Origin of the sequence: Xanthobacter aminoxidans, assembly GCF_043193615.1 — a bacterium.
GTDB lineage: Bacteria > Pseudomonadota > Alphaproteobacteria > Rhizobiales > Xanthobacteraceae > Xanthobacter > Xanthobacter aminoxidans.
The window spans coordinates 479,767-499,422 of sequence record NZ_JBAFUS010000003.1 but is presented as its reverse complement, the minus strand read 5'-3'; the positions used below and the strand labels follow the sequence as shown (position 1 = coordinate 499,422).

Sequence of the window (19,656 nt, the reverse complement as noted above, 5' to 3'; positions counted from 1 at the left end):
GGAGCCATGATGACCGAGCAGAAGCCGCTGACCCGCCCCGCCGCGAAGCTCACCCATGCGGGCGCTTTGGTCGCGCTCGCCGCCGCCGTGGCGCGGGCGGAGGAGATGGGCGTGCCGCAGAACATCACCATCGTGGATGACGGGGGCAACCTCCTCGCCTTCGTGCGCATGGACGGGGCGAAGCTGCTGTCGCGCGAGACCTCCCTCTCCAAGGCCATCAGCGCGGCCTCCCACCGCCAGCCCACGAGCCGGCTCGATCCGGCGCTGGAGCTGAAGCTCGCCATCGCCTCCGGTGGCCGGCTCACCAATCTGGAAGGCGGCTTCCCCATCATCATCGACGGCGTGTGCGTCGGCGGCATCGGTGTGGGGTCCGGCAAGGGCAGCGAGGACGTGGAGGTGGCCAAGGCGGCGCTTGCGGCCCTCGGCGCCCAGATCTGAGGCGGCGAAAGTCTCGGCCGGTGCCGGCTTGTTTGCCGGCACCGTTGCGGATGCGGCCGCCAGCGCCCTTGCCTATCGGCTGAAGCTGCGGCACAGGTTGCGCGCCATCAACGGGGACTGCCCATGTCGACCACCGTGTCTCCCCTCGCGCCGAAGTCCGTGCCCGAGCTCAAGCCTGTGCCGGGCGTCACCTTCACCACGGTGGCGGCGGGCATCCGATACAAGGGCCGTACCGACGTTCTGGCCATGGCGTTCGAGCCGGGCACGACGGTGGCCGGCGTCACCACACGCTCGCTCTGCCCCTCCGCCCCGGTGGAATGGTGCCGCGAGCTGCTGAAGAAGGGCAAGGCGCGGGCGCTGGTGGTGAATTCCGGCAACGCCAACGCCTTCACCGGCATGAAGGGCCGGGAGGCGACCAGCCTGACCGCCGACCTCGCCGCCCAGGCGTTCGACTGCAAACCCACGGAAGTGTTCCTCGCCTCCACCGGCGTCATCGGCGAGCCGCTGGACGCCACCAAGTTCGAAGCGGCGCTCACCGAGGCCGCCGGTCAATTGGTGGATTGGCCGTGGCTTGATGCCGCGCGCGCCATCATGACCACCGACACCTTCCCCAAGCTCGCCACCGCCACCGTGCTGCTGGGCGACGTACCGGTGACCATCAACGGCATCGCCAAGGGCGCGGGCATGATCGCGCCCGACATGGCGACCATGCTCTCCTTCGTCTTCACCGATGCGCCGATCGCCTCCGACGTGCTGCAGAAGCTGCTCTCCAAGGGCGTGAAGACCACCTTCAACGCCGTCACCATCGACGGCGACACCTCCACCTCCGACACGCTCCTCCTGTTCGCCACCGGCGCCGCCAAGGAGCGTGGCGCGAAGACGGTGAAGAACATCGACGATCCCGCGCTGAAGGCGTTCAAGCGCGCGCTCACCGAGCTGCTCGCCGACCTCGCCGAACAGGTGGCCCGCGACGGCGAGGGCGCCCGCAAGCTGGTGCGCATCACCGTGACGGGCGCGGTCTCCAACAAGTCGGCCCGGCGCATCGCCATGTCGATCGCCAATTCGCCGCTGGTGAAGACGGCGGTGGCCGGCGAGGACGCCAACTGGGGCCGTGTGGTGATGGCCGTGGGCAAGGCCGGCGAGCCCGCCGACCGCGACCTCCTCTCCATCTCCTTCGGCGACATCCGCGTCGCCCACGAGGGCGCCCGCGATCCCGACTATGACGAGGCCGAGGTCTCGGCCTACATGAAGAACGACGTGATCGACCTCACCGTCGACCTCGGCCTCGGCCGCGGCACAGACCGGGTGCTCACCTGCGACCTCACCAAGGAATACGTGGCGATCAACGGGGATTATCGCTCGTGAAGATCACCCTCGTCGCCGCCTGCGCCCTCATTGACGGCGACGGCCGCGTGCTGGTGGCGCAGCGGCCGGAGGGCAAGGCGCTGGCGGGGCTCTGGGAGTTTCCCGGCGGCAAGGTCGAGCCCGGCGAGCGGCCGGAGCAGACGCTCATCCGCGAGCTCGATGAGGAATTGGGCATCACGGTGAAGGAGGCGTGCCTCGCGCCTCTCACTTTCGCCAGCTATCCCTACGAGACCTTCCACCTCCTGATGCCGCTCTGGATCTGCCGCCGCTGGGAGGGCGTGATCCAGAAGAAGGAACATCAGGCGCTGCAATGGCTCCGGCCCGGTCGGCTGCGCGACATTCCCATGCCGCCGGCCGACGAGCCGCTCATTCCCGCGCTGATCGACCTCCTCGGGCCCTGAGCGCCCCATGTCCTCCGGTGTGACGTCTTCCGGCATGATGTCTTCCGCTACGGCGACCCGCATCGGCTTCCTCGCCATCCTGCTGTGGGCGACGCTCGCCTTCTTCACGGCGGCGACGGGGAAGGTGCCGCCCTTCCTGCTGACAGCGCTCACCTTCGGCATCGGCGGTGCGGTGGGGCTGGGGGCGGCGCTGGCCGGGCCGGGGCTCGGTGTGCTGAAGCAGCGGCCGCTCGCCTATCTGCATGGCGTGGGCGGGCTGTTCGGCTACCACTTCCTCTATTTCACCGCCCTGAAGCTGGCCCCGGCGGCAGAGGCGGGGCTGATCGCCTATCTCTGGCCGCTGCTGATCGTGCTGCTCTCCGCCTTCCTGCCCGGCGGCGGGCTGCGGCGGGTGCATGTGGTCGGCGCGCTGATGGGCTTTGCCGGCACCGTGGTGCTGCTCGCCGGCAAGGGCGGCTTCTCCGGTATCGAGATGCGCTTTCTGCCCGGCTATCTCGCGGCGTTCGCCTGTGCCTTCATCTGGTCGTCCTATTCGGTGGCCTCCCGCCATTTCGCCGATGTGCCGACGCAGGCGGTGGCCGGCTTCTGCCTCGCCACGGCGGTGCTCGCCGGCCTCTGCCACCTCGCGTGGGAGGAGACCGTGTGGCCCGCCTCGACCGGGGAGTGGACGGCGGTGGTGCTGCTCGGCATCGGGCCGGTGGGGCTCGCCTTCTACACCTGGGACATCGGCATGAAGCGCGGCGACGTGCGCCTTCTGGGCGTCGCTTCCTATGCGGCGCCGGTGCTCTCTACGCTGCTGCTGGTTGCGACCGGCTTCTCGGCGCCGTCCCTCTCGCTGGCGGTGGCCTGCGCGCTCATCGTCGGCGGAGCCTTTGTCGCCACACGGCGTTGACCGCGCGAACCTGAACGGAGACCCGCCATGACCCATCCCGCGCTGTCCTCCGGCGCCGTCGCCGTCATCACCGGCGGCGCGTCCGGCATCGGCCTCGCCGCCGCGGAAAAGCTCGCCGCCCGCGGGCTGAAGGTGGCCATCGCCGATCTGCCGGGCGAAAAGCTCGATGCGGCTGCCGCGCAGGTGGCGTCCGTGGCGATGGGTGGGGCCGCCGATGTGCTCGCCGTCGCTACCGACGTGAGTCGGCCCGAGGATCTGGAGCGGCTGGAGGAGATCGTCGCCGGGCGCTTCGGCGGCACGGACCTCCTCATGAACAATGCCGGCGTGCAGCCGGGCGGCGCCATTTTCGGCCCCTTCGCCAATTGGGAAAAGGTGCTGGGCGTCAACCTCATGGGCATCATCCACGGCTGCCGCGCGTTCGGGCCGAAGATGATCGCGCGGGGCCGGCCGGGGCTGATCGTCAACACCGGCTCCAAGCAGGGCATCACCACCCCGCCGGGCGATCCCGCCTACAACGTGTCCAAGGCCGGCGTGAAGGCCTTCACCGAGGCGCTGGAGCACGAACTGCGCAACACGCCGGACTGCCGGATCTCGGCGCGGCTGTTCATTCCGGGCTTCGTCTTCACCCCGCTGGCGGCAGGCGGGCGGACCGAGAAGCCGGCAGGCGCCTGGACCGCTCAGCAGACCGTGGACTTCCTGCTGGAGAAGCTGGAGGCCGGCGATTTCTACATCCTCTGCCCGGACAATGACGTACCCCGCGCGCTCGACGAGAAGCGCATCGCCTGGGCGGCCGGCGACATCATCGAGAACCGCCCGCCGCTGTCGCGCTGGCACAAGGATTATGCGGCGGCCTTCGCGGCCTTCGTGAAAGGGGCCTGAATACCGCAGGCCGGCGTGTTCCTCCTTGCCATCGGCCCTTTGAGGCCCTAGCACTCCGCGCCGAGCCGCCGCCCTCAGGGCGACCCAAAAACGGCGCGATGCCGCAGCGTAAATCAAGACCCGAGGAATCCACCCATGGCCACCCACAAGCTCCTTCTTCTCGCCGGCGACGGCATCGGCCCTGAAGTCATGGCCGAGGTGAAACGGGTGGCGAAGTGGCTGGAGCAGGCGGGCCTCGCCTCCTTCGCCATCGAGGAGGATCTGGTCGGCGGCTGCGCCTATGACGCGCACGGCGTCGCCATCTCCGAGGACGCCATGGTGCGCGCCAAGGGCGCCGACGCCATCCTGCTCGGCGCGGTCGGCGGCCCCAAGTGGGCGGACGTGCCCTATGAGGCGCGCCCCGAGGCGGGCCTGCTGCGGCTGCGCAAGGATCTCCAGCTGTTCGCCAACCTGCGCCCGGCCATCTGCTACCCGGCGCTGGCGGATGCCTCCTCGCTCAAGCGCGAGGTGGTGGAGGGGCTCGACCTCCTCATCGTGCGCGAGCTGACCGGCGGCGTCTATTTCGGCGAGCCCAAGACCATCACCGATCTCGGCAACGGCCAGAAGCGCGCCATCGATACGCAGGTCTATGACACCTACGAGATCGAGCGCATCGCCGCCGTGGCCTTCGAGCTGGCCCGCACCCGCCGCAACAAGGTGACCTCCGCCGAGAAGCACAACGTGATGCGCTCCGGCGTGCTCTGGAAGCAGGTGGTGACCGAACTCCACGCCCGCGCCTACAAGGATGTGGAGCTGGAGCATGCGCTGGCGGATTCGCTGGCCATGCAGCTGGTGCGCTGGCCCAAGCAGTATGACGTGATCGTCACCGACAATCTGTTCGGCGACATCCTCTCCGATCTCGCGGCCATGGCGACCGGCTCGCTCGGCATGCTGCCCTCCGCCTCGCTCGGCGCTGTGGATGCGGCCACCGGCAAGCGCGCGGCGCTCTACGAGCCCGTGCACGGCTCCGCCCCCGACATCGCCGGTAAGGGCATCGCCAACCCCATCGCCATGATCGGCTCGCTGGCCATGGCGCTGCGCTATTCGTTCAACGAGGGCGCGGTGGCGGATCGCATCGAGCAGGCCATTGCAGGCGTGCTCGCTTCCGGCAAGCGCACCGGCGACATCGCCGCGCCGGGCATGGAGACCATCGGCACCGAGGCGATGGGCAAGGCCATCATCGCCGAACTCGACGCCGCGACCGCCTGAGCGGCCGTTCTGACCATTGGCCCCTCCGGCTCGCCCGGAGGGGGATCGGCGAAAGCGGGCGTCATGCGCCACGCCGACACAAAGGTGCCCCGGTCTGGCCGGAGCACCGCCTCGGGCGCCCGCGCTTCAGCCGCGCTCGACGTCGAAGCCGGCTTCGCGCCAGCCCATGATGCCGCCCTTCATGTGCTCCTCATAGGCAAGGCCTGCCTTCTGCGCCGCCGCGGCGGCCTGCTGCGAGCGCTGGCCCGAGCGGCAGGAGAAGACGAGGCGCTTGCCGGCCGGGTCCGGCAGGGCAGCGGGATTCCACGTGCTCAGCGGGAAATTGACCGCGCCGGGAATGCGCTCGGCCTGAATCTCGTTCGGCTCCCGCACGTCCACGAGAAGGATGCTGCCATCGGCGAGTCCCTGACGGACCTCCGACGGGGAGAGGTGGCTGATGGTCCCGCCGAAGGGGTTGCGTTCACTCATTGACCTGTCCTGAACACGAAGCTGTGAGCCGGTTTGTCCCGGGGGCGCGAGCCTGCACCGGAGCGCCTTGCTGATGCAAGAGGTGTTCCCTTGTCGTGGAAGGGACACGCAACGGAAGTGGGTCTTTACGGCGCAGCTTGCCCGGTCCAGAACCATGAACGAAGCTGCACGATGCCCGAACGCTCCGCTCATCTGGCGTTCATGTGGCCTTTGCTAGATCAGGTGCCATCGCAGCACGCCGCGGGTTGATGCCCGGCGGATGCGGAAAGGATCAAGATGTCGACCCGTAATGCCGCGCTCGGCGCTTTCACTGCCTTCACCCTGGCCGCCGCCGTCCTCGCCGGCTCGGCTGTCACCGCCAGCGCCCAGAACAACACGGTGGGCGGTGCGCTCATCGGCGGCACGGCCGGCGCGCTGATCGGCGGCGCTGTCACGGGCAATGCCGGTGGCGTCGCGGCCGGTGCGCTCATCGGCGGCACCACCGGCGCCATCATCGGCAACCAGCAGGACCAGCGCCGCGCCTACTATTTCTGGGGCAACAACGGCCGCTGCTACCTGCGCCAGACCAACGGCAACGTGGTCAAGGTGTCGCGCGGCTACTGCGGCTGACCCTTGTTTTCAGGGCTGTTGATCGGTTCCGTTCCCCCGCACGGATCCGATCAGTGGGAGAGGCGCCGGCTTTTGCCGGCGCCTTTTTCCGTTGGCGCGGAAACGCGGTGAGTTGCCTCCCGCACTGCGGCAGCTAGATTGGCGCCATGCCGCCTGAGCCCGCTTCCGCCGACGCCCCAGACCGCCCGCGCACCTCCGCCGTGCCTGATCTCGCCACCGTGGCCGCCGGCGGCAAACGCGCCGTCGCGCGCGCGCTGGCGCTGGTGGAGACGGCGCGCGGACAGCCCGACCTCGTGGCGCTGCTCGATGCCGCGGCCCGCTCCGGCAAAGCCGAGGTGCTGGGCCTCACCGGCCCGCCCGGCGTGGGCAAATCGACCCTGACCAACGCGCTGGTCCGCCGCGCCCGTGCGGCCGGGCGCACCGTGGCCGTGCTCGCGGTGGACCCCTCGTCGCGGCGCACGGGTGGCGCACTGCTCGGCGACCGGGCCCGGATGAAGACCGATCCCGACGACCGCGGCGTGTTCGTGCGCTCCATGGCGGCGCGCGACCGGCTCGGCGGGCTTTCGGATGATTCGGTCGCCGCCGTCGTGCTGCTGCGCGCGGTCTATGATCTGGTGATCGTCGAGACCGTGGGCGTCGGCCAGTCGGAGGCCGACATCTCCCTTGTCGCCGACACGGTGGTGCTGTGCATCCAGCCGGCGTCGGGCGACAGCCTTCAGTTCATGAAGGCGGGCGTGATGGAACTGCCCGACATCATCGTCGTCACCAAGGCCGACATGACCGAGGTCGCCCGCCGCGCCGCCTCCGAGGTGGCGGGAGCGCTGTCGCTGGCGGGCTCCGCCTCCGCCGGGTGGACGGTTCCTGTGATCCGCCTGTCGGCGGCGACCGGGGAGGGGCTCGACTTGTTCGAGGCGGCGGTCGCGGCGCACGGCGCGTTTCTCGACGCGGGAGACCGGCGCGCAGCCCAGCGCGCGACGCAGGAGGACAAGTGGGTGGAGGAGGCGGTGCGTGTCCGCTTCGGCACCCATGGCCTTGCGCGGGCGCGCAAATTCCAGCTGCGGGGGCAGGGCCCGTTCGCCCGCGAAGCGGAGCTGGCGCTGAAATTAACCTCCAGGCAAGACTGATCGGACAATGCTCTTGCGTGTCGCCGGCCGGCAACGGTCCGGCGCCCTATTGGGGACATGAAGTCTCGGCAAGGGCTGGCGTATGGGAATTTGTCGGGATCGATGGCCGAGGGCCGGTCGGGCTTTATCGCCGCTTCTCGTCGCCACCGCCTTCATCGTCGCAACGCCTTGCGGGGCGGGGGCTGACGACGTCTCGGGCCGGGCGCCGAAAGGCGTGGCATCGGGTTCAGGTCTCGGCCTCTGGCCGGGCTCCGCGCGGGCGCTGAAGCTCGCCACGCTCGATCTGCCGCAGCCGGTCGGTACCGGCCTGCCGGAGATTCCGAAGGAGGCCATCGCCGAGGTCGTGAAGCCGGCGCGCCGTGTTGTCGCACCCGGCACCATCGTCACCGCCTCCCTCGCGCCGGTCTCTGAAGACAGTGCGCGCGCTGCCGCGGTTGCCGCAATCGCGGGCCAGCCGGTGCTGAATGGGACGCGGGACGAGATCGGCACCGGGCCGGAGCCGTCGGACCTCGTCTCGCCCGCCCTCGCGTCTTCCACCCAGTCTTCCTCCGATACGACGGATGACGACGCCTTCGCCTTTCCCCCGCCGCTGGTGCTCTCGGATCGCGAGACGGTCGAGCCGCCGCGCCACCTCGACCTGTCGGGCGCCTATCTGGAATTGGCCCTCGACATCCTTCTGGAACTGCCGCTGATTCAGGACGCCGCACGCGTTGCCGCAGCGGAGGACGTTCCCGCCGGTCTGGAGCAGGCCCGCCGTGCGGCCGAGACGCTGGCGCGCGAGGACGCGCCGGAGGAGGCTCTCGGGGAGTTCGGCGGCGGCACCACGCTCGTCGGCCCGATGCCGCATCAGGACCCGGTGGCGGTGTTCAGCCGCGATCCGGTGCTGTTTCCGGCCCTTGCCTTCCAGTATGCCGCCCTCGCCGAGCACGGCTATGTGCCTCATCCGGCGCCGCACGCCGAGGGCGAGGCGACCCTGGTCTCACCGGACAGCACCGTGGAGCTGGAGACACCGCCCAGCGACGGCATCTGGCCCTCGCCCGCGCAGCGGCTGGAGCTCGGCGGCGAGAAGCTGGCGCGGGCCCAGAAGTGCCTGGCGGAAGCCATCTATTTCGAAAGCCGCGGCGAGCCCAAGCGCGGCCAGATCGCGGTGGCGCAGGTCATCGTGAACCGTGTGTTCTCCGGCTACTACCCCGCGGATGTGTGCGGCGCGGTCTACCAGAACGCCCACAGGCACCTTGCCTGCCAGTTCACCTTCGCCTGCGACGATGTGCCGGACGTGGTGCGCGAGCCGGACATGTGGGTGCAGGCCAAGGAAATCGCCGCCGAGATGCTGGACGGAAAGCTGTGGCTCGCCTCCATCGGCCGCGCGACCCACTATCACGCCTACTGGGTGCATCCGAGCTGGGTGCGGGAGATGCGCAAGCTGGACAAGATCGGCGTGCACACCTTCTACCGCCCGCGTCGCTGGGGCGACAGCTACTGAGTCTTTCGCCGCCTTACGGCGCCTGAGCGAAGCAACATCCCAAGCCCGCGCGGCGCCTGAGAGAAGCGACGCTCAGGCGTGGCCGGCGTCGCTGGAGAGCATGCCGGGCACGATGCCGAGCTTGCGCAGGGCACTATCGTATTTCGTCTCCACCCCAGCGCCGAAGATGAGGTCCGGGTCGGCCGGGCAGTTCAGCCAGCCGTTGGCCTGGATCTCCGTCTCGAGCTGGCCCGGCGCCCAGCCGGCATAGCCCAGTGCCAGCACCGCGCTGCGCGGTCCGCGCCCGCCGGCGATGGCCTTCAGGATATCCAGCGTGGCGGTGAGGCAGATGCCGTCATCGATGGTCAGCGTGGAATTCTCGACGAAATAATCCGCCGAATGCAGCACGAAACCGCGTCCCGTCTCCACCGGTCCGCCGCGCAGCACTTTGACGGTGCCGGCGCTTTTCGGCAGCAGGATGCGCTCGGCGGCGGGAACCACATCCAGCTGCACGAGGAGGTCGGTGAAGTCGATGTGGCTCGCCGGCTGGTTCACCACGATGCCCATGGCTCCTTCCGGAGAGTGGGCGCACATGTAGACGAGGGTGCGGGCGAACTGCTCGTCGCGCATGGTCGGCATGGCGATGAGCATCTGCCCATCGAGGAAACCCGACCCTCCGCCTTCGATCGTATGGTTCTGGCTCGCAGTCATGGAGAAAGGGTACCGCCGTTCGGGCGTCTTGGAAATGCGGATTGCATCGCAGGTCGCCGCGAAGCCTCGTCGCAAGGCTGCGAGTTCCGCGGCGGGTCACACGCTTGTGCACGCGATTGGTGAGCGGAAGGGCTTTGCGGCGAAGCCGCGAGCGGGTACCCGCTAGGCCCATGACATCGACCCCTCAGCGCGCCCTGGGCGCTTGGCCGGCGGTCCGGCCCGCCTTCCTGTTGTCGTCTCGTGGCGTGTTCGCCCGCGCACTTCTCGCCGGCGCCATGCTTGCCGCTCTCTCGCCGGCCGCATGGGCTGCGAGCGCGCCTCCGGTGAAGGTGCCGGGCGCGGATGTGGTCCTGATGGCGGGTGCCGTCTCCGGCACGACGGCGGATGCGGGCATCGAGCTGAAGCTCGCCCCCGGCTGGAAGACCTACTGGCGCTATCCCGGCGACAGTGGCGTGCCGCCGACGCTGGACTGGAGCGGTTCGGAGAACATCGCCCGGGTGGAGATGGAATGGCCCGCGCCCAAGCGCTTCGCTGACGGGGGCGGGGGCTTTTCCATCGGCTACAAGGGGGCGGTCCTGTTCCCCCTGAAGGTGGAGCTGAAGGACAAGGACAAGCCGGCGCGGCTCGCCCTCGCGTTCGATTTCGCCGTGTGCGAGGCCCTGTGCATGCCCGCCCGCGCCGACCTCTCCATCGCGCTTGGCGGCGACGCGGGCGCCGAGGCGTCCCGCATTTCGGCGGCCCGCGCGGCACTGCCGGTGGAACGTCCGCTGGGCGTTGCCGAGCCGACCTCGGTGCAGAAGGTCGAACTGGACGCGAGCGCCGAACCGCCGCGTCTCGTGATCGAGGTCAGGGCCCAGAATCCCAAGGCGGATCTGTTCGCCGAGGGGCCGGACCGCTGGGCCTTGCCACTGCCGCAGAAGACCATGCTGCCGGACGGCGCCGCACGGTTCGAGCTGCCCCTCGACGGCGTACCCGCCGGCACCGATCCGTCCGGCACGCCGCTGACCCTGACGCTCGTGGACGGCACGAAGGCGATCGTGACAACGGTGCCTGTTCCGAAGCTGCCGCCACGCTGAGCTGGGCCGCTCCGGCCCGCAGCCAGCGCTTTTCTCCCCGTCAAAAGCCCGTATTGTCGGCGCGGGCGCAAACGCCCAAGACTGTGGAGAAGACGATGCCCATTTCGGTCGGCGACAAACTGCCCAACGCCACCTTCCGTGTTCCCACCGAGGACGGCCCCGTGCCGAAGACCACCGACGAAATCTTCAAGGGCAAGAAGGTGGTGCTGTTCGCGGTGCCGGGTGCCTTCACCCCCACCTGCCACAAGAACCACCTGCCGGGCTATGTGCACGAGGCCGACGCCATCAAGGCGAAGGGCGTGGATGCCATCGCCGTGGTGTCGGTGAACGATCCCTTCGTCATGGGCGCCTGGGAAAAGGCCTCCGGTTCCGACGGCAAGATCGTGTTCCTGGCGGACCCTGACGCGTCCTTCGCGGCCGCGCTCGACCTCACCTTCGACGGCTCGGCCGCCGGCCTCGGCGTGCGCTCCAAGCGCTATTCGATGGTGGTCGAGGACGGCGTGGTGAAGACGCTCAACGTGGAGGACGTGCCCTCCAAGGCCGACGCCTCCGGCGCCACCGCGCTGCTCGCCCAGCTCTGATCCTTCTTACCGACTGACGGATGCCGGGCACGCCCGGCCTCCGCGCCCCGGACCCCTCCTCAGGAGGGCCGGCCTCGCGCGGTTCTCGCGCGCTCTCAGGCGATGATGTCGGGGAACAATTCGTCCTCGATCTGGCCGATGCGGTCCTTCAGCTGCAGCTTGCGCTTCTTGAGCCGCTGGATCTGCAGGATGTCCGATCCCGACACGCTGGTCAGCGCCTCGATCGCCGCATCGAGATCCCGATGCTCCTGCTTCAGGCGTTCCAGGTGGACCTTGAGATCCCGTTCCTCGTCGCTCGTCATGCCCGGTCCTGTCACCGGCGCGCAGGTCCGCCGCCCGCTCGCCCCATTTGGAATGACTATGGCACGGGTATGCCGCGCCGCAAGATGGGAGGTCGCCGGAGGTGGCGGAAAGGCGGTCGACTCTTCGCCGGCTCCGTGACAGACTGATGTCGTGTTGCAGACAGGGAGTGGCTAAGAATGTCCATCCAGTCGCACCTTCAGGAACTGAAGCGGCGTCACGCGGCCATCGAGCAGGAGCTCAACCGCGAAATGAACAGCCCCGCATCGGATCCTCTTCGTGTCGCAGAGCTGAAGCGCAAGAAGCTGGTTCTCAAGGACCAGATGTCGAAGCTGAATCCGACTTCCACCGTACATTGATGGCTTGCGAGATGTGTGCGTCGCCCGCGTGAGGCGTGGCGCCGCGCACATCTCTTTGTCCTGTGAGACGGGCGGCGCAAAGCGGCGTTCCGCGCGAACGGCCTTTGCGTTCCGGACCCAAGGGCTTTAATCCGGCCCCATGGCTCCTCCGCTCGTTCTCCTCCAGGACATCCATCTGCGCTTCGGCGCCACCCCTCTGCTCGACGGCGCGGAGCTTTCCGTGTCGGCGGGCGAGCGGGTGTGCCTTGTCGGTCGCAACGGCTCGGGCAAGTCCACGCTGCTGAAGGTGGCGGCGGGGCTCATCGAGCCGGATTCCGGCACGCGCTTCTTCCAGCCCGGAACCACCGTGCGCTATCTGCCGCAGGAGCCGGACTTTTCCGGCTATGCGACGACGCTCGCCTATGTGGAAGCCGGGCTCGGACCGGGCGACGATGCCTATCGCGCCCAATATCTCCTCACCGAGCTGGGCCTGACAGGACAGGAAGACCCCGCTCACCTCTCCGGCGGTGAGGCCCGCCGGGCCGCTCTGGCGCGCGTGATCGCGCCGGAGCCGGACGTGCTGATGCTGGACGAGCCGACCAACCATCTCGATCTGCCGGCCATCGAATGGCTGGAAAGCGAGCTGAAGGGGCTGAAGTCGGCCATGGTGCTCATCAGCCATGACCGGCGCTTCCTCGAAACCCTCTCGCGCGCCACCGTCTGGCTCGACCGCGGCCAGACCCGGCGGCTGGAGCAGGGCTTCGGCGCGTTCGAAGCCTGGCGCGACGAGGTGCTGGAACAGGAAGAGACCGAGCGCCACAAGCTCGACCGCAAGATCGTCGCGGAGCTGGACTGGCTGCGCTACGGCGTCACCGCCCGCCGCAAGCGCAATGTGCGCCGGCTGGGCCTGCTGCATTCCATGCGCAAGGATCGCCGCGATGAGCGCCGCGCGGTGGGCAACGTCAAGCTGGCGGTGAGCGAGGCGGAGGCCTCCGGCAAGCTCGTCATCGAAGCGAAGCACATCGCCAAGGCCTTCGGCGCGCGGGAGGTGGTGAAGGATTTCTCCACCCGCATCCTGCGCGGCGACCGCATCGGAATCATCGGCCCCAACGGCGCCGGCAAGACCACGCTCATCAAGCTGCTCACCGGCGAGCTCGCCCCCGATTCGGGCACGGTGAAGCTCGGCACCAATCTGGAAGTCGCCAGCCTCGACCAGAAGCGCGCGGCGCTCGATCCCGGCACCACCCTGCGCGATGCGTTGACCGGCGGCGGCTCGGACCAGGTGCAGGTGGGCGGCGTGCCCAAGCACGTGATGGGCTATCTGAAGGACTTCCTCTTCACGCCCGAGCAGGCCAACGCGCCGCTCTCCGTGCTCTCCGGCGGCGAGCGCGGCCGGCTGATGCTGGCGCGGGCGCTGGCGCTGCCCTCCAACGTGCTGGTGCTGGACGAGCCCACCAACGACCTCGACCTCGAAACCCTCGACCTTCTGCAGGAGATGGTGGCCGACTATCCCGGCACCGTCATCCTTGTCAGCCACGATCGTGACTTCCTGGACCGTACTGTCTCCAGCGTCATCATGGCGGAGGGGGACGGGATGTTCCGCGAATATGCCGGCGGCTATTCGGACATGCTGTCCCAGCGCGGCCGCGGTGTGGAGGCACGGGACAAGGGCGCGCCCGCGTCGAAGGCCAAGGCGGGCGAGCCGAAGCCCGAGGCCGGCAAGGGGGCAACTGCCGCCGGAGCGAAGCGACGGCTCTCCTTCCATGAGCAGCACGCGCTGAAGACGCTGCCCAAGACCATGGACGACCTGCGCGCCAAGCTGGAGAAGCTCGCCGCCGAAATCGCCGACCCTGCGCTCTACGCTCGCGACCCGGCTCGCTTCGACAAGGCCTCGGCGGCGCTGGCGGAGACGCAGGCGGCCCTCGACGCGGCGGAAGAGGAATGGCTGCGCCTCGAAATCCTGAAAGAGGAATTCGAAGGGTAGGGCGGCTCAGGGGCGGCGCCGCATCAGCACGGTGCTCTCGAAATCGATGACCAGATCCCCGTGTTGGTTCGTTCCTGTATTGTAGGTGCGCAGGAAGCCCCATTGGGGGCGGGACTTGATGTTGATCTTGTCCCGCACCTCGGTGGCGAACGAGATGGTATCTCCCGCATAGACAGGCTTCAGCCAGCGCAGCTTGGTGAAGCCTGAGGCCGGGCCGAAGGAGCCGCCGCCCGGCACGCCTTCCTCGCCGGGCTTCGAGGCTTCCTTGGGTAGCGCCATGTTGGAGGCGACGAAGCACTTCATCCACATGGCGGCCGTGTGCCAGCCGGACGCGACCAGCGCGCCGAACGGACTGCGCCGCGCCGCCTCCGGATCCACATGGAACGGCTGGGGATCGTAGAGACGGGCGAAGGCCAGCATCTCCGCCTCGGTGAAGGTGTGGTTGCCCAGTGCGGCGGTGGCGCCCGCCTCGACCTCCTCGAAATACATCATGCGAGGCGCGCTCCCGGGTTGCGGCGGCCGACCATGACCACGCAGGTCTGATCCAACGCGGCGCTCTTGTCGGCTTTCAGAAGCTCGAAGCGGAAGGTCACGAGGCCCATGTCCGGATTGCTCCTGGAGGTGCGGCTTTCCAGCACCGTGCGGCGGAGTGTCAGGACATCTTCGGGGAAAACGGGGGCGAGCCACTTGTTCTCGGGAACGCCGGGCGAGCCCATGCTGGCGGTGCGCAGGAGGAAGCCGTCGCAGACGAGCCGCATCATGATGGCGCACGAATGCCAGCCGGAAGCCGCCAGCCCGCCGAGCAGGGACACCTTGCCCGCCGCCGCATCGAGATGCATGGGCTGGGGATCGAACTCGCGGGCGAAGGCGAGGATCTCCTCCTCCGTCACCTTGTGCGAGCCGAACGTCTTCACCTCACCGATGATGAAATCTTCGAAGAAGATGTCGGGCAAGGCGGCCTCCCTGTCGTTGGAGGCCGATGGAAGGCGAGGATGACGCAAACGTCAAGCTGGGCGTGGGGATATCGGCGCATCAGGCCAGAAGGTGGCCTTGTCGCTCCCGACCAGAACGTCGCGGATGTTCTGGGTGACCGGGAAACCATAGCCGCCTTCGCGACCGGGCGAATAGAGCAGGCCGTCGTCGTGATACTCGGACACATATAGGTTCACGCCCACGCACATCATGGAGAGGATGAGCGCCTGCAGCGCATCGTATCCATGGACGACCATGCTCTTGGTGCGGTCCGGCCAGTCGATCTCGAAGCGGCAGCCCCAGGACTCGCCGAAGTCCTCCACGATGTGTTCGGGCTGGTAAAGGCGAATCTCCACCGGCGTGTCGCCGGCCTCGCCCCTGATGAAAAGGGTGTGCGTGAGGATCACCATGGCGGGGCTCCGCGAGGGACTGAAATCAGAAGCTTATCTTGTCGACGCCGATGAGCAGGTCACGCAGGTTGTTCGGGACCGGGAAACCGTAGCCGTCCTCCTTGTCGTAGGCGCGCAAACTGCCGTCCTCATGATACGGGCTTGTGTAGATCTGGGCGCCGATCATCTGCAGCGTGATGACCAGCGCCTGCAGCGCATCTTCGCCCACGCCATAGCGAACCATTCGGCTCTCGGGCCAGTCGATTTCGAAACTGCATGTCCATGACCCATCCGTCAGGTGAGGCTGATACAGGCGGATTTCGATGGGAACATTGTCCGATGGCCCATTAAGATGTAGAATATGGGTCATAATAAGCATTATTAGATTTCAAAAAATTGTCCCTTGCATCTAAACGCGGTTTCGTACGCGGGTATATCAATCGGGATTATAAATAAATCTTGTCAGCGCCGACCAATAGGTCGCGGACGTTTCGGGCGATGGGAAAGCCATAGCCCTCTTCGTTGTCATAGGCGCGAAGGGCTCCATCGTGATGATAGGTGCTCGTATAGATCTGGATTCCGATCATCTGCAAAGATATCACCAGCGCCTGCAATGCATCTAGGCCGGCGCCGGACATGGTCTTGGTGCCCTCCGGCCAGTCGATTTCGAAAGTGCAGGCCCAGCAGCCGTCCTTGGGTTCTGGCCTGTAAATACGGATTGCGATCGGAATTTCGCCTTCAGGGCGATTGAGATAAAGCGTGTGAGTCAGAATTAACATTTTTATTCTCTCAGAATGGGAGAGGAGGAATCGGTTTTCCGGCTAAACAGAAAGCATATCGCAGGGATGCTTGACCGTGGCATGCTGGATTCTTGATGGCCGTGCAGTACGCCATGTCTCTCTTGTTCAAGCGTTCGCATTCCGCTTCTGCCGCGGGCGAAATGCGCCGCGCCGCCATCGACACACGTCGCTCCGCACCGGTGGGTTTGGGCCCGGTGCTGCCGTCGCTGCCTCCGGCCCATCGCCCGCCACCCGGCTGGCCGCTGGGGATACGCGGCTGGCTGGGATCATAGCTGCCCTTCAATGCGAGCTTGAGTCGCCATGCTGCGACGTCGAGGTTCAGCCGCCGCGTGAGGCGGCGCAATCGGTCGAGGGCATCCAATTCTGCATCTGTCTGCGACACAGCCGCTCTCCTCCGTCAATCCGAAGGAGACGATATAGGAATATATTCCGATGTGCAACTGCAGCATGCTAACAGTGGCGCGACTCTCGCGCGTCCGGCGCCAGATGCCTCAGCTCGAAGCGCATCACCTCGGTCCCATCCTCCCGCCGGGCGCTGCCGGTGCGGTGGTAGATGGTCCAGCCGGGGCGGCTGGTGCTGGGGCGGGCGTCGAGGATTTCGGTGAAGAAGGTAATGGTGTCGCCGACGCGGACCGGGGCGAGCCATTTGAGGTCGATGAGACCGAAGCCGACGCCGACAGGTGCGATCACCGCCGCGTGGTCGGGGGGCAGGGCTTCAACCGCCGCGCCATGGGCGCGCACGAACAGGCCCATCCATGTTGAGACCGTGTGCCAGCCCGAGGCGATGAGGGTGCCGAAGGGGGAGGCGGCGGCCGCCTCCGCATCCACATGGAAGGGCTGGGGATCGTAGGCGCGGGCGAAGCGCACGATCTCCTCCGCCGTGAAGGTGAAGCGGCCGAGTAACTGCGGCCCGGCCCCGACCATCACGGAGCCTCAGTTGGCGAAGCGGAAGTGCAGCACGTCGCCGTCGGCGACCACGTAGTCCTTGCCTTCCAGGCGGAAGCGGCCGCCCTCGCGGGCGCCGGCCTCGCCCTTGAACTTCACGTAGTCATCGAAGGCGACGGTCTCGGCGCGGATGAAGCCCTTTTCGAAATCCGTATGGATCACGCCCGCCGCCGCGGGGGCCTTGGTGCCCGCGGTGATGGTCCAGGCGCGCGCCTCCTTCGGACCCACGGTGAAGTAGGTGAGGAGCTGGAGCAACTCGTAGCCGGCGCGGATGACGCGGTTGAGGCCCGGTTCGTCGAGATCGATGGCCTCCAGATATTCCTTCTGCTCGTCCGGGGGCAGCACCGCGATCTCGCTCTCGATCTTGGCCGAGACGACAACGGCCTTGGCGCCTTCCTCGGCGGCGCGCTTGAAGACTTCCGCCGAGAGGGCATTGCCCTCCTTGGCCGAGCCTTCCTCGACGTTGCACACGTAAAGCACGGGCTTGGCGGAGAGCAGGCCCAGCTGGTTGAAGAGCTTGCGCTCCTCCGGCTTCACCTCGGCGAGGCGGGCGGGCTTGCCCTCGCGCAGCAGGACCAGGGCGCGCATGACGAGGTCGAGGGTTTCCTTGGCCTCCTTGTCGGTGCCGCCCTTGGCCTTCTTCTCCAGCGCCGTGACGCGCTTTTCCAGGCTCTCGAGATCGGCGAGCATCAGCTCGGTCTCGATGGTCTCGATGTCGTTGACCGGGGCGATCTTGCCTTCCACATGGGTCACGTCCCCATCCTCGAAGCAGCGCACCACATGGGCGATGGCATCGCACTCGCGGATGTTGGCGAGGAACTGGTTGCCGAGCCCCTCGCCCTTGGAGGCGCCGCGCACGAGGCCGGCGATGTCCACGAAGGTGAGGCGGGTGGGGATGATGGCGCCCGAGCCGGCGATCTCCGCCAGCGTGTCGAGGCGCGGATCGGGCACCGCCACGTCACCCACGTTCGGCTCGATGGTGCAGAACGGATAGTTCGCCGCCTGCGCCGCCGCCGTCTGGGTGAGCGCGTTGAAGAGGGTGGACTTGCCCACGTTGGGAAGCCCGACGATGCCGCATTTGAAGCCCATGGACCGCTCAGGAGTTGCACCCGCCCGCCGGTGCGGCTGCAGGATGGAGATAAGGATCAGGCCGCGCTGCGGCCGTTGGGATCGCATAGCCCCTCGGGCCTCGGGTGCGCAACCCGCCCGGCCAGGGGCGCATGGGCCTAGGCGCGGCCTCAGCCCTTCTCGCCGACCCTTTTCTGCTCGCCGAAGCCCTGGGCTTCGAGAAAGAGGTGGGTGCGGTTCTGGAATTCGTCGGGGCGCTGCTTCACCAGCAGTTCGGCGAAATCGGCGCAGGCGTCGCTCACGGCATCCACCCAGCCCTTTTCGGACTTGGCGAAGTCGTTGAGCACATAGGCATGCACCAGAGCCTTGTCGCCGGGATGGCCGATGCCGAGGCGGATGCGCCAGTAATCGTTGCCGCACTGGGCGGTGATGGACCGCAGCCCGTTGTGGCCGGCATTGCCGCCGCCCTTCTTGATCCGCACCTTGGCGGGGGGCAGGTCCAGCTCGTCGTGGAAAACGAAGATGTGGTCGAGGGGAATCTTGTAGAAGCGCTGGGCCTCGGCGACGGCCCGGCCGCTCTCGTTCATGAAGGTCTCGGGAAAGAGCGCGATGACCTTCTCACCGGCAATCTCGCCTTCGGCGGCCGCGGACTGGAAGCGGCGGCGCAGCGGGCCGAGGCGATGGCGGCGGCAGATGGCGTCGAGTGCCATGAAGCCGACATTGTGCCGGTTGCCGGCATATTTCGGGCCGGGATTGCCGAGCCCTGCGAACAGGAACATGAGGCGGATCTCCGGCCCGAAAAACGGGGCGCCGCGGCTTTAAACAAGCGCGGCGCCCGGTACTGGTCAGCGATCAGCTCAGGCCTTGGGCTCTTCCGCCGCCGGCTCCTCTTCGCCACCCACGGGGGCGACGATGGTGGCGAGGGTGTCGTCGCCCTGGCCGACCCAGGTCACGCCCGCGGGGAGCTTCTGGGAGGACAGGTGGAACGCGTCACCATAGGCGGCGCCGGTGAGGTCGACCTCGATGGCTTCCGGGATGGATTCGGCCGGGCATTCCAGCTCGACGGTGTGGGCGACCACGTTCAGGGTGCCGCCGGACTTGAGCGCCGGGGAAGCCTCCTGCTTCACGAAGTGCACAGGCACTTCCACCGTCACGGTCGCGCCCTTGGAGACGCGCAGGAAGTCCACGTGAACGGGGAAGTCCTTCACCACGTCCAGCTGGTAGTCACGCGGGATGACGCGGTGCTTGGTGCCGTCCACGTCCACCTCGAACAGGGTGGTGAGGAAGTGGCCGGCATAGATGATCTTGTTGATCTCGATGAAGTCGAGCGAGATCGTGATGGGGTCCTGCTTCTCGCCGTAGATCACGGCGGGCACACGCCCGGCGCGGCGCTCGGCACGGGCGGCCCCCTTGCCGGCCCGCGGGCGCGCCACAGCCTTCAGTTCCTTGATGGCAGTCATGGCACTTGTCCTGATTTTGAGTTTCCATCGCCGCATCCGTATGGACGCGCGATTTCGCCCTGCGGCACGCCTCCAGGGGGGCGCATGCCGAAAGCGAAGGCGCGCTTATAGCGGCGGAGCCCCGCCGATGCAAGGAAGCGGCGCGG

26 protein-coding genes are annotated in these 19,656 nt (G+C 67.7%); 13 read left to right on the top strand and 13 right to left on the bottom strand.

What is annotated here, in order from left to right:
* Positions 1 to 9: 9 nt before the first annotated feature.
* From V5F74_RS17480 to leuB, 6 genes are all read left to right on the top strand, one after another.
* The gene (locus tag V5F74_RS17480; RefSeq protein WP_394009476.1) at positions 10 to 438 is read left to right on the top strand and encodes a GlcG/HbpS family heme-binding protein; all 429 of its coding nucleotides are present in this window, start codon (positions 10 to 12) and stop codon (positions 436 to 438) included.
* Between the two features lie 123 nt (positions 439 to 561).
* Positions 562 to 1,803 carry a bifunctional glutamate N-acetyltransferase/amino-acid acetyltransferase ArgJ gene (gene argJ / locus V5F74_RS17475; protein ID WP_029556923.1) on the top strand — a complete coding sequence of 414 codons (1,242 nt, stop codon included), beginning with the start codon at positions 562 to 564 and terminating at the stop codon, positions 1,801 to 1,803.
* Positions 1,800 to 2,204: a (deoxy)nucleoside triphosphate pyrophosphohydrolase gene (locus tag V5F74_RS17470; RefSeq protein ID WP_250165144.1), complete on the top strand. Its 405-nt coding sequence runs from the start codon at positions 1,800 to 1,802 to the stop codon at positions 2,202 to 2,204. The genes argJ and V5F74_RS17470 overlap by 4 nt, the downstream gene beginning before the upstream one ends.
* A 37-nt stretch (positions 2,205 to 2,241) precedes the next feature.
* On the top strand, positions 2,242 to 3,096 hold the full coding sequence (gene yddG, locus V5F74_RS17465; RefSeq protein ID WP_029556926.1) for an aromatic amino acid exporter YddG: 855 nt from the start codon (positions 2,242 to 2,244) through the stop codon (positions 3,094 to 3,096).
* Between the two features lie 27 nt (positions 3,097 to 3,123).
* On the top strand, positions 3,124 to 3,975 hold the full coding sequence (locus tag V5F74_RS17460; protein ID WP_029556927.1) for an SDR family NAD(P)-dependent oxidoreductase: 852 nt from the start codon (positions 3,124 to 3,126) through the stop codon (positions 3,973 to 3,975).
* A gap of 135 nt (positions 3,976 to 4,110) precedes the next feature.
* Positions 4,111 to 5,223, top strand: coding sequence for a 3-isopropylmalate dehydrogenase (gene leuB / locus V5F74_RS17455; RefSeq protein ID WP_029556928.1), 1,113 nt, complete (start codon positions 4,111 to 4,113; stop codon positions 5,221 to 5,223).
* Positions 5,224 to 5,349: 126 nt separating this feature from the next.
* On the opposite strand, the gene V5F74_RS17450 is transcribed toward leuB, so the two are convergent.
* The gene (locus tag V5F74_RS17450) at positions 5,350 to 5,691 is read right to left on the bottom strand and encodes a rhodanese-like domain-containing protein (RefSeq protein WP_024277326.1); all 342 of its coding nucleotides are present in this window, start codon (positions 5,689 to 5,691) and stop codon (positions 5,350 to 5,352) included.
* A gap of 276 nt (positions 5,692 to 5,967) precedes the next feature.
* Between V5F74_RS17450 and V5F74_RS17445 the strand changes: the two genes are divergently transcribed.
* The 3 genes from V5F74_RS17445 to V5F74_RS17435 all read left to right on the top strand — a co-directional run bounded on the left by V5F74_RS17445 (position 5,968) and on the right by V5F74_RS17435 (position 8,907).
* Complete coding sequence (locus V5F74_RS17445) at positions 5,968 to 6,300, top strand: glycine zipper domain-containing protein (RefSeq protein WP_024277327.1); 333 nt, start codon at positions 5,968 to 5,970, stop codon at positions 6,298 to 6,300.
* A gap of 146 nt (positions 6,301 to 6,446) precedes the next feature.
* Positions 6,447 to 7,424, top strand: coding sequence for a methylmalonyl Co-A mutase-associated GTPase MeaB (gene meaB / locus V5F74_RS17440; protein ID WP_051678983.1), 978 nt, complete (start codon positions 6,447 to 6,449; stop codon positions 7,422 to 7,424).
* Positions 7,425 to 7,638: 214 nt separating this feature from the next.
* Positions 7,639 to 8,907 (top strand): cell wall hydrolase, encoded by a 1,269-nt coding sequence (locus tag V5F74_RS17435; protein ID WP_245279324.1) that lies wholly within the window; start codon positions 7,639 to 7,641, stop codon positions 8,905 to 8,907.
* Between the two features lie 72 nt (positions 8,908 to 8,979).
* Here V5F74_RS17435 and V5F74_RS17430 read toward each other — a convergent pair whose 3' ends face one another.
* Entirely contained in the window at positions 8,980 to 9,597 is a 618-nt protein-coding gene (locus V5F74_RS17430) for a YqgE/AlgH family protein (RefSeq protein ID WP_029556930.1), read from the bottom strand.
* A 170-nt stretch (positions 9,598 to 9,767) separates the two neighbouring features.
* Between V5F74_RS17430 and V5F74_RS17425 the strand changes: the two genes are divergently transcribed.
* Both V5F74_RS17425 and V5F74_RS17420 read left to right on the top strand, forming a co-directional pair.
* Complete coding sequence (locus V5F74_RS17425) at positions 9,768 to 10,673, top strand: protein-disulfide reductase DsbD domain-containing protein (protein ID WP_394009471.1); 906 nt, start codon at positions 9,768 to 9,770, stop codon at positions 10,671 to 10,673.
* 95 nt (positions 10,674 to 10,768) lie between these two features.
* Positions 10,769 to 11,254, top strand: coding sequence for a peroxiredoxin (locus tag V5F74_RS17420; RefSeq protein WP_024277331.1), 486 nt, complete (start codon positions 10,769 to 10,771; stop codon positions 11,252 to 11,254).
* 95 nt (positions 11,255 to 11,349) lie between these two features.
* Here V5F74_RS17420 and V5F74_RS17415 read toward each other — a convergent pair whose 3' ends face one another.
* Complete coding sequence (locus V5F74_RS17415) at positions 11,350 to 11,556, bottom strand: YdcH family protein (RefSeq protein ID WP_024277332.1); 207 nt, start codon at positions 11,554 to 11,556, stop codon at positions 11,350 to 11,352.
* A 177-nt stretch (positions 11,557 to 11,733) separates the two neighbouring features.
* On the opposite strand from V5F74_RS17415, the gene V5F74_RS17410 reads away from it, so the two are divergent.
* Positions 11,734 to 11,913, top strand: coding sequence for a YdcH family protein (locus V5F74_RS17410; protein WP_024277333.1), 180 nt, complete (start codon positions 11,734 to 11,736; stop codon positions 11,911 to 11,913).
* A gap of 139 nt (positions 11,914 to 12,052) precedes the next feature.
* Positions 12,053 to 13,876 (top strand): ABC-F family ATP-binding cassette domain-containing protein, encoded by a 1,824-nt coding sequence (locus V5F74_RS17405; RefSeq protein ID WP_394009468.1) that lies wholly within the window; start codon positions 12,053 to 12,055, stop codon positions 13,874 to 13,876.
* 6 nt (positions 13,877 to 13,882) lie between these two features.
* Here V5F74_RS17405 and V5F74_RS17400 read toward each other — a convergent pair whose 3' ends face one another.
* The 10 genes from V5F74_RS17400 to V5F74_RS17355 form a co-directional block, all read right to left on the bottom strand.
* Entirely contained in the window at positions 13,883 to 14,368 is a 486-nt protein-coding gene (locus V5F74_RS17400) for a MaoC family dehydratase (RefSeq protein WP_029556933.1), read from the bottom strand.
* Positions 14,365 to 14,829 carry a MaoC family dehydratase gene (locus V5F74_RS17395; RefSeq protein WP_374252562.1) on the bottom strand — a complete coding sequence of 155 codons (465 nt, stop codon included), beginning with the start codon at positions 14,827 to 14,829 and terminating at the stop codon, positions 14,365 to 14,367. The genes V5F74_RS17400 and V5F74_RS17395 overlap by 4 nt, the downstream gene beginning before the upstream one ends.
* Before the next feature lie 51 nt (positions 14,830 to 14,880).
* The gene (locus tag V5F74_RS17390) at positions 14,881 to 15,258 is read right to left on the bottom strand and encodes a DUF6968 family protein (protein WP_394009465.1); all 378 of its coding nucleotides are present in this window, start codon (positions 15,256 to 15,258) and stop codon (positions 14,881 to 14,883) included.
* A 25-nt stretch (positions 15,259 to 15,283) separates the two neighbouring features.
* Positions 15,284 to 15,607: a DUF6968 family protein gene (locus V5F74_RS17385; protein ID WP_374252559.1), complete on the bottom strand. Its 324-nt coding sequence runs from the start codon at positions 15,605 to 15,607 to the stop codon at positions 15,284 to 15,286.
* Between the two features lie 76 nt (positions 15,608 to 15,683).
* Positions 15,684 to 16,016 carry a DUF6968 family protein gene (locus V5F74_RS17380; protein ID WP_029556937.1) on the bottom strand — a complete coding sequence of 111 codons (333 nt, stop codon included), beginning with the start codon at positions 16,014 to 16,016 and terminating at the stop codon, positions 15,684 to 15,686.
* A 10-nt stretch (positions 16,017 to 16,026) separates the two neighbouring features.
* On the bottom strand, positions 16,027 to 16,419 hold the full coding sequence (locus tag V5F74_RS17375) for a hypothetical protein (RefSeq protein ID WP_156026304.1): 393 nt from the start codon (positions 16,417 to 16,419) through the stop codon (positions 16,027 to 16,029).
* 68 nt (positions 16,420 to 16,487) lie between these two features.
* On the bottom strand, positions 16,488 to 16,961 hold the full coding sequence (locus tag V5F74_RS17370) for a MaoC/PaaZ C-terminal domain-containing protein (protein WP_051678986.1): 474 nt from the start codon (positions 16,959 to 16,961) through the stop codon (positions 16,488 to 16,490).
* A 9-nt stretch (positions 16,962 to 16,970) separates the two neighbouring features.
* Positions 16,971 to 18,071 carry a redox-regulated ATPase YchF gene (gene ychF / locus V5F74_RS17365; RefSeq protein WP_029556939.1) on the bottom strand — a complete coding sequence of 367 codons (1,101 nt, stop codon included), beginning with the start codon at positions 18,069 to 18,071 and terminating at the stop codon, positions 16,971 to 16,973.
* Between the two features lie 149 nt (positions 18,072 to 18,220).
* Complete coding sequence (pth, locus tag V5F74_RS17360) at positions 18,221 to 18,829, bottom strand: aminoacyl-tRNA hydrolase (protein WP_029556940.1); 609 nt, start codon at positions 18,827 to 18,829, stop codon at positions 18,221 to 18,223.
* Between the two features lie 78 nt (positions 18,830 to 18,907).
* On the bottom strand, positions 18,908 to 19,510 hold the full coding sequence (locus V5F74_RS17355) for a 50S ribosomal protein L25/general stress protein Ctc (RefSeq protein ID WP_029556941.1): 603 nt from the start codon (positions 19,508 to 19,510) through the stop codon (positions 18,908 to 18,910).
* Positions 19,511 to 19,656: the final 146 nt, after the last annotated feature.

Bases quoted from the DNA above. Each gene is read 5' to 3' on its own strand.
- V5F74_RS17410 (WP_024277333.1), top strand. From the start codon at position 11,734: ATGTCCATCCAGTCGCACCTTCAGGAACTGAAGCGGCGTCACGCGGCC.
- argJ (WP_029556923.1), top strand. From the start codon at position 562: ATGTCGACCACCGTGTCTCCCCTCGCGCCGAAGTCCGTGCCCGAGCTC.
- V5F74_RS17370 (WP_051678986.1), bottom strand. From the start codon at position 16,961: ATGGTCGGGGCCGGGCCGCAGTTACTCGGCCGCTTCACCTTCACGGCG.
- V5F74_RS17380 (WP_029556937.1), bottom strand. From the start codon at position 16,016: ATGTTAATTCTGACTCACACGCTTTATCTCAATCGCCCTGAAGGCGAA.
- V5F74_RS17355 (WP_029556941.1), bottom strand. From the start codon at position 19,510: ATGACTGCCATCAAGGAACTGAAGGCTGTGGCGCGCCCGCGGGCCGGC.
- V5F74_RS17405 (WP_394009468.1), top strand. From the start codon at position 12,053: ATGGCTCCTCCGCTCGTTCTCCTCCAGGACATCCATCTGCGCTTCGGC.
- pth (WP_029556940.1), bottom strand. From the start codon at position 18,829: ATGTTCCTGTTCGCAGGGCTCGGCAATCCCGGCCCGAAATATGCCGGC.
- yddG (WP_029556926.1), top strand. From the start codon at position 2,242: ATGTCTTCCGCTACGGCGACCCGCATCGGCTTCCTCGCCATCCTGCTG.
- V5F74_RS17390 (WP_394009465.1), bottom strand. From the start codon at position 15,258: ATGGTGATCCTCACGCACACCCTTTTCATCAGGGGCGAGGCCGGCGAC.
- V5F74_RS17450 (WP_024277326.1), bottom strand. From the start codon at position 5,691: ATGAGTGAACGCAACCCCTTCGGCGGGACCATCAGCCACCTCTCCCCG.
- V5F74_RS17420 (WP_024277331.1), top strand. From the start codon at position 10,769: ATGCCCATTTCGGTCGGCGACAAACTGCCCAACGCCACCTTCCGTGTT.
- V5F74_RS17480 (WP_394009476.1), top strand. From the start codon at position 10: ATGACCGAGCAGAAGCCGCTGACCCGCCCCGCCGCGAAGCTCACCCAT.
- ychF (WP_029556939.1), bottom strand. From the start codon at position 18,071: ATGGGCTTCAAATGCGGCATCGTCGGGCTTCCCAACGTGGGCAAGTCC.
- meaB (WP_051678983.1), top strand. From the start codon at position 6,447: ATGCCGCCTGAGCCCGCTTCCGCCGACGCCCCAGACCGCCCGCGCACC.
- V5F74_RS17425 (WP_394009471.1), top strand. From the start codon at position 9,768: ATGACATCGACCCCTCAGCGCGCCCTGGGCGCTTGGCCGGCGGTCCGG.
- V5F74_RS17445 (WP_024277327.1), top strand. From the start codon at position 5,968: ATGTCGACCCGTAATGCCGCGCTCGGCGCTTTCACTGCCTTCACCCTG.
- V5F74_RS17460 (WP_029556927.1), top strand. From the start codon at position 3,124: ATGACCCATCCCGCGCTGTCCTCCGGCGCCGTCGCCGTCATCACCGGC.
- V5F74_RS17400 (WP_029556933.1), bottom strand. From the start codon at position 14,368: ATGATGTATTTCGAGGAGGTCGAGGCGGGCGCCACCGCCGCACTGGGC.
- V5F74_RS17385 (WP_374252559.1), bottom strand. From the start codon at position 15,607: ATGACCCATATTCTACATCTTAATGGGCCATCGGACAATGTTCCCATC.
- V5F74_RS17415 (WP_024277332.1), bottom strand. From the start codon at position 11,556: ATGACGAGCGACGAGGAACGGGATCTCAAGGTCCACCTGGAACGCCTG.
- V5F74_RS17430 (WP_029556930.1), bottom strand. From the start codon at position 9,597: ATGACTGCGAGCCAGAACCATACGATCGAAGGCGGAGGGTCGGGTTTC.
- leuB (WP_029556928.1), top strand. From the start codon at position 4,111: ATGGCCACCCACAAGCTCCTTCTTCTCGCCGGCGACGGCATCGGCCCT.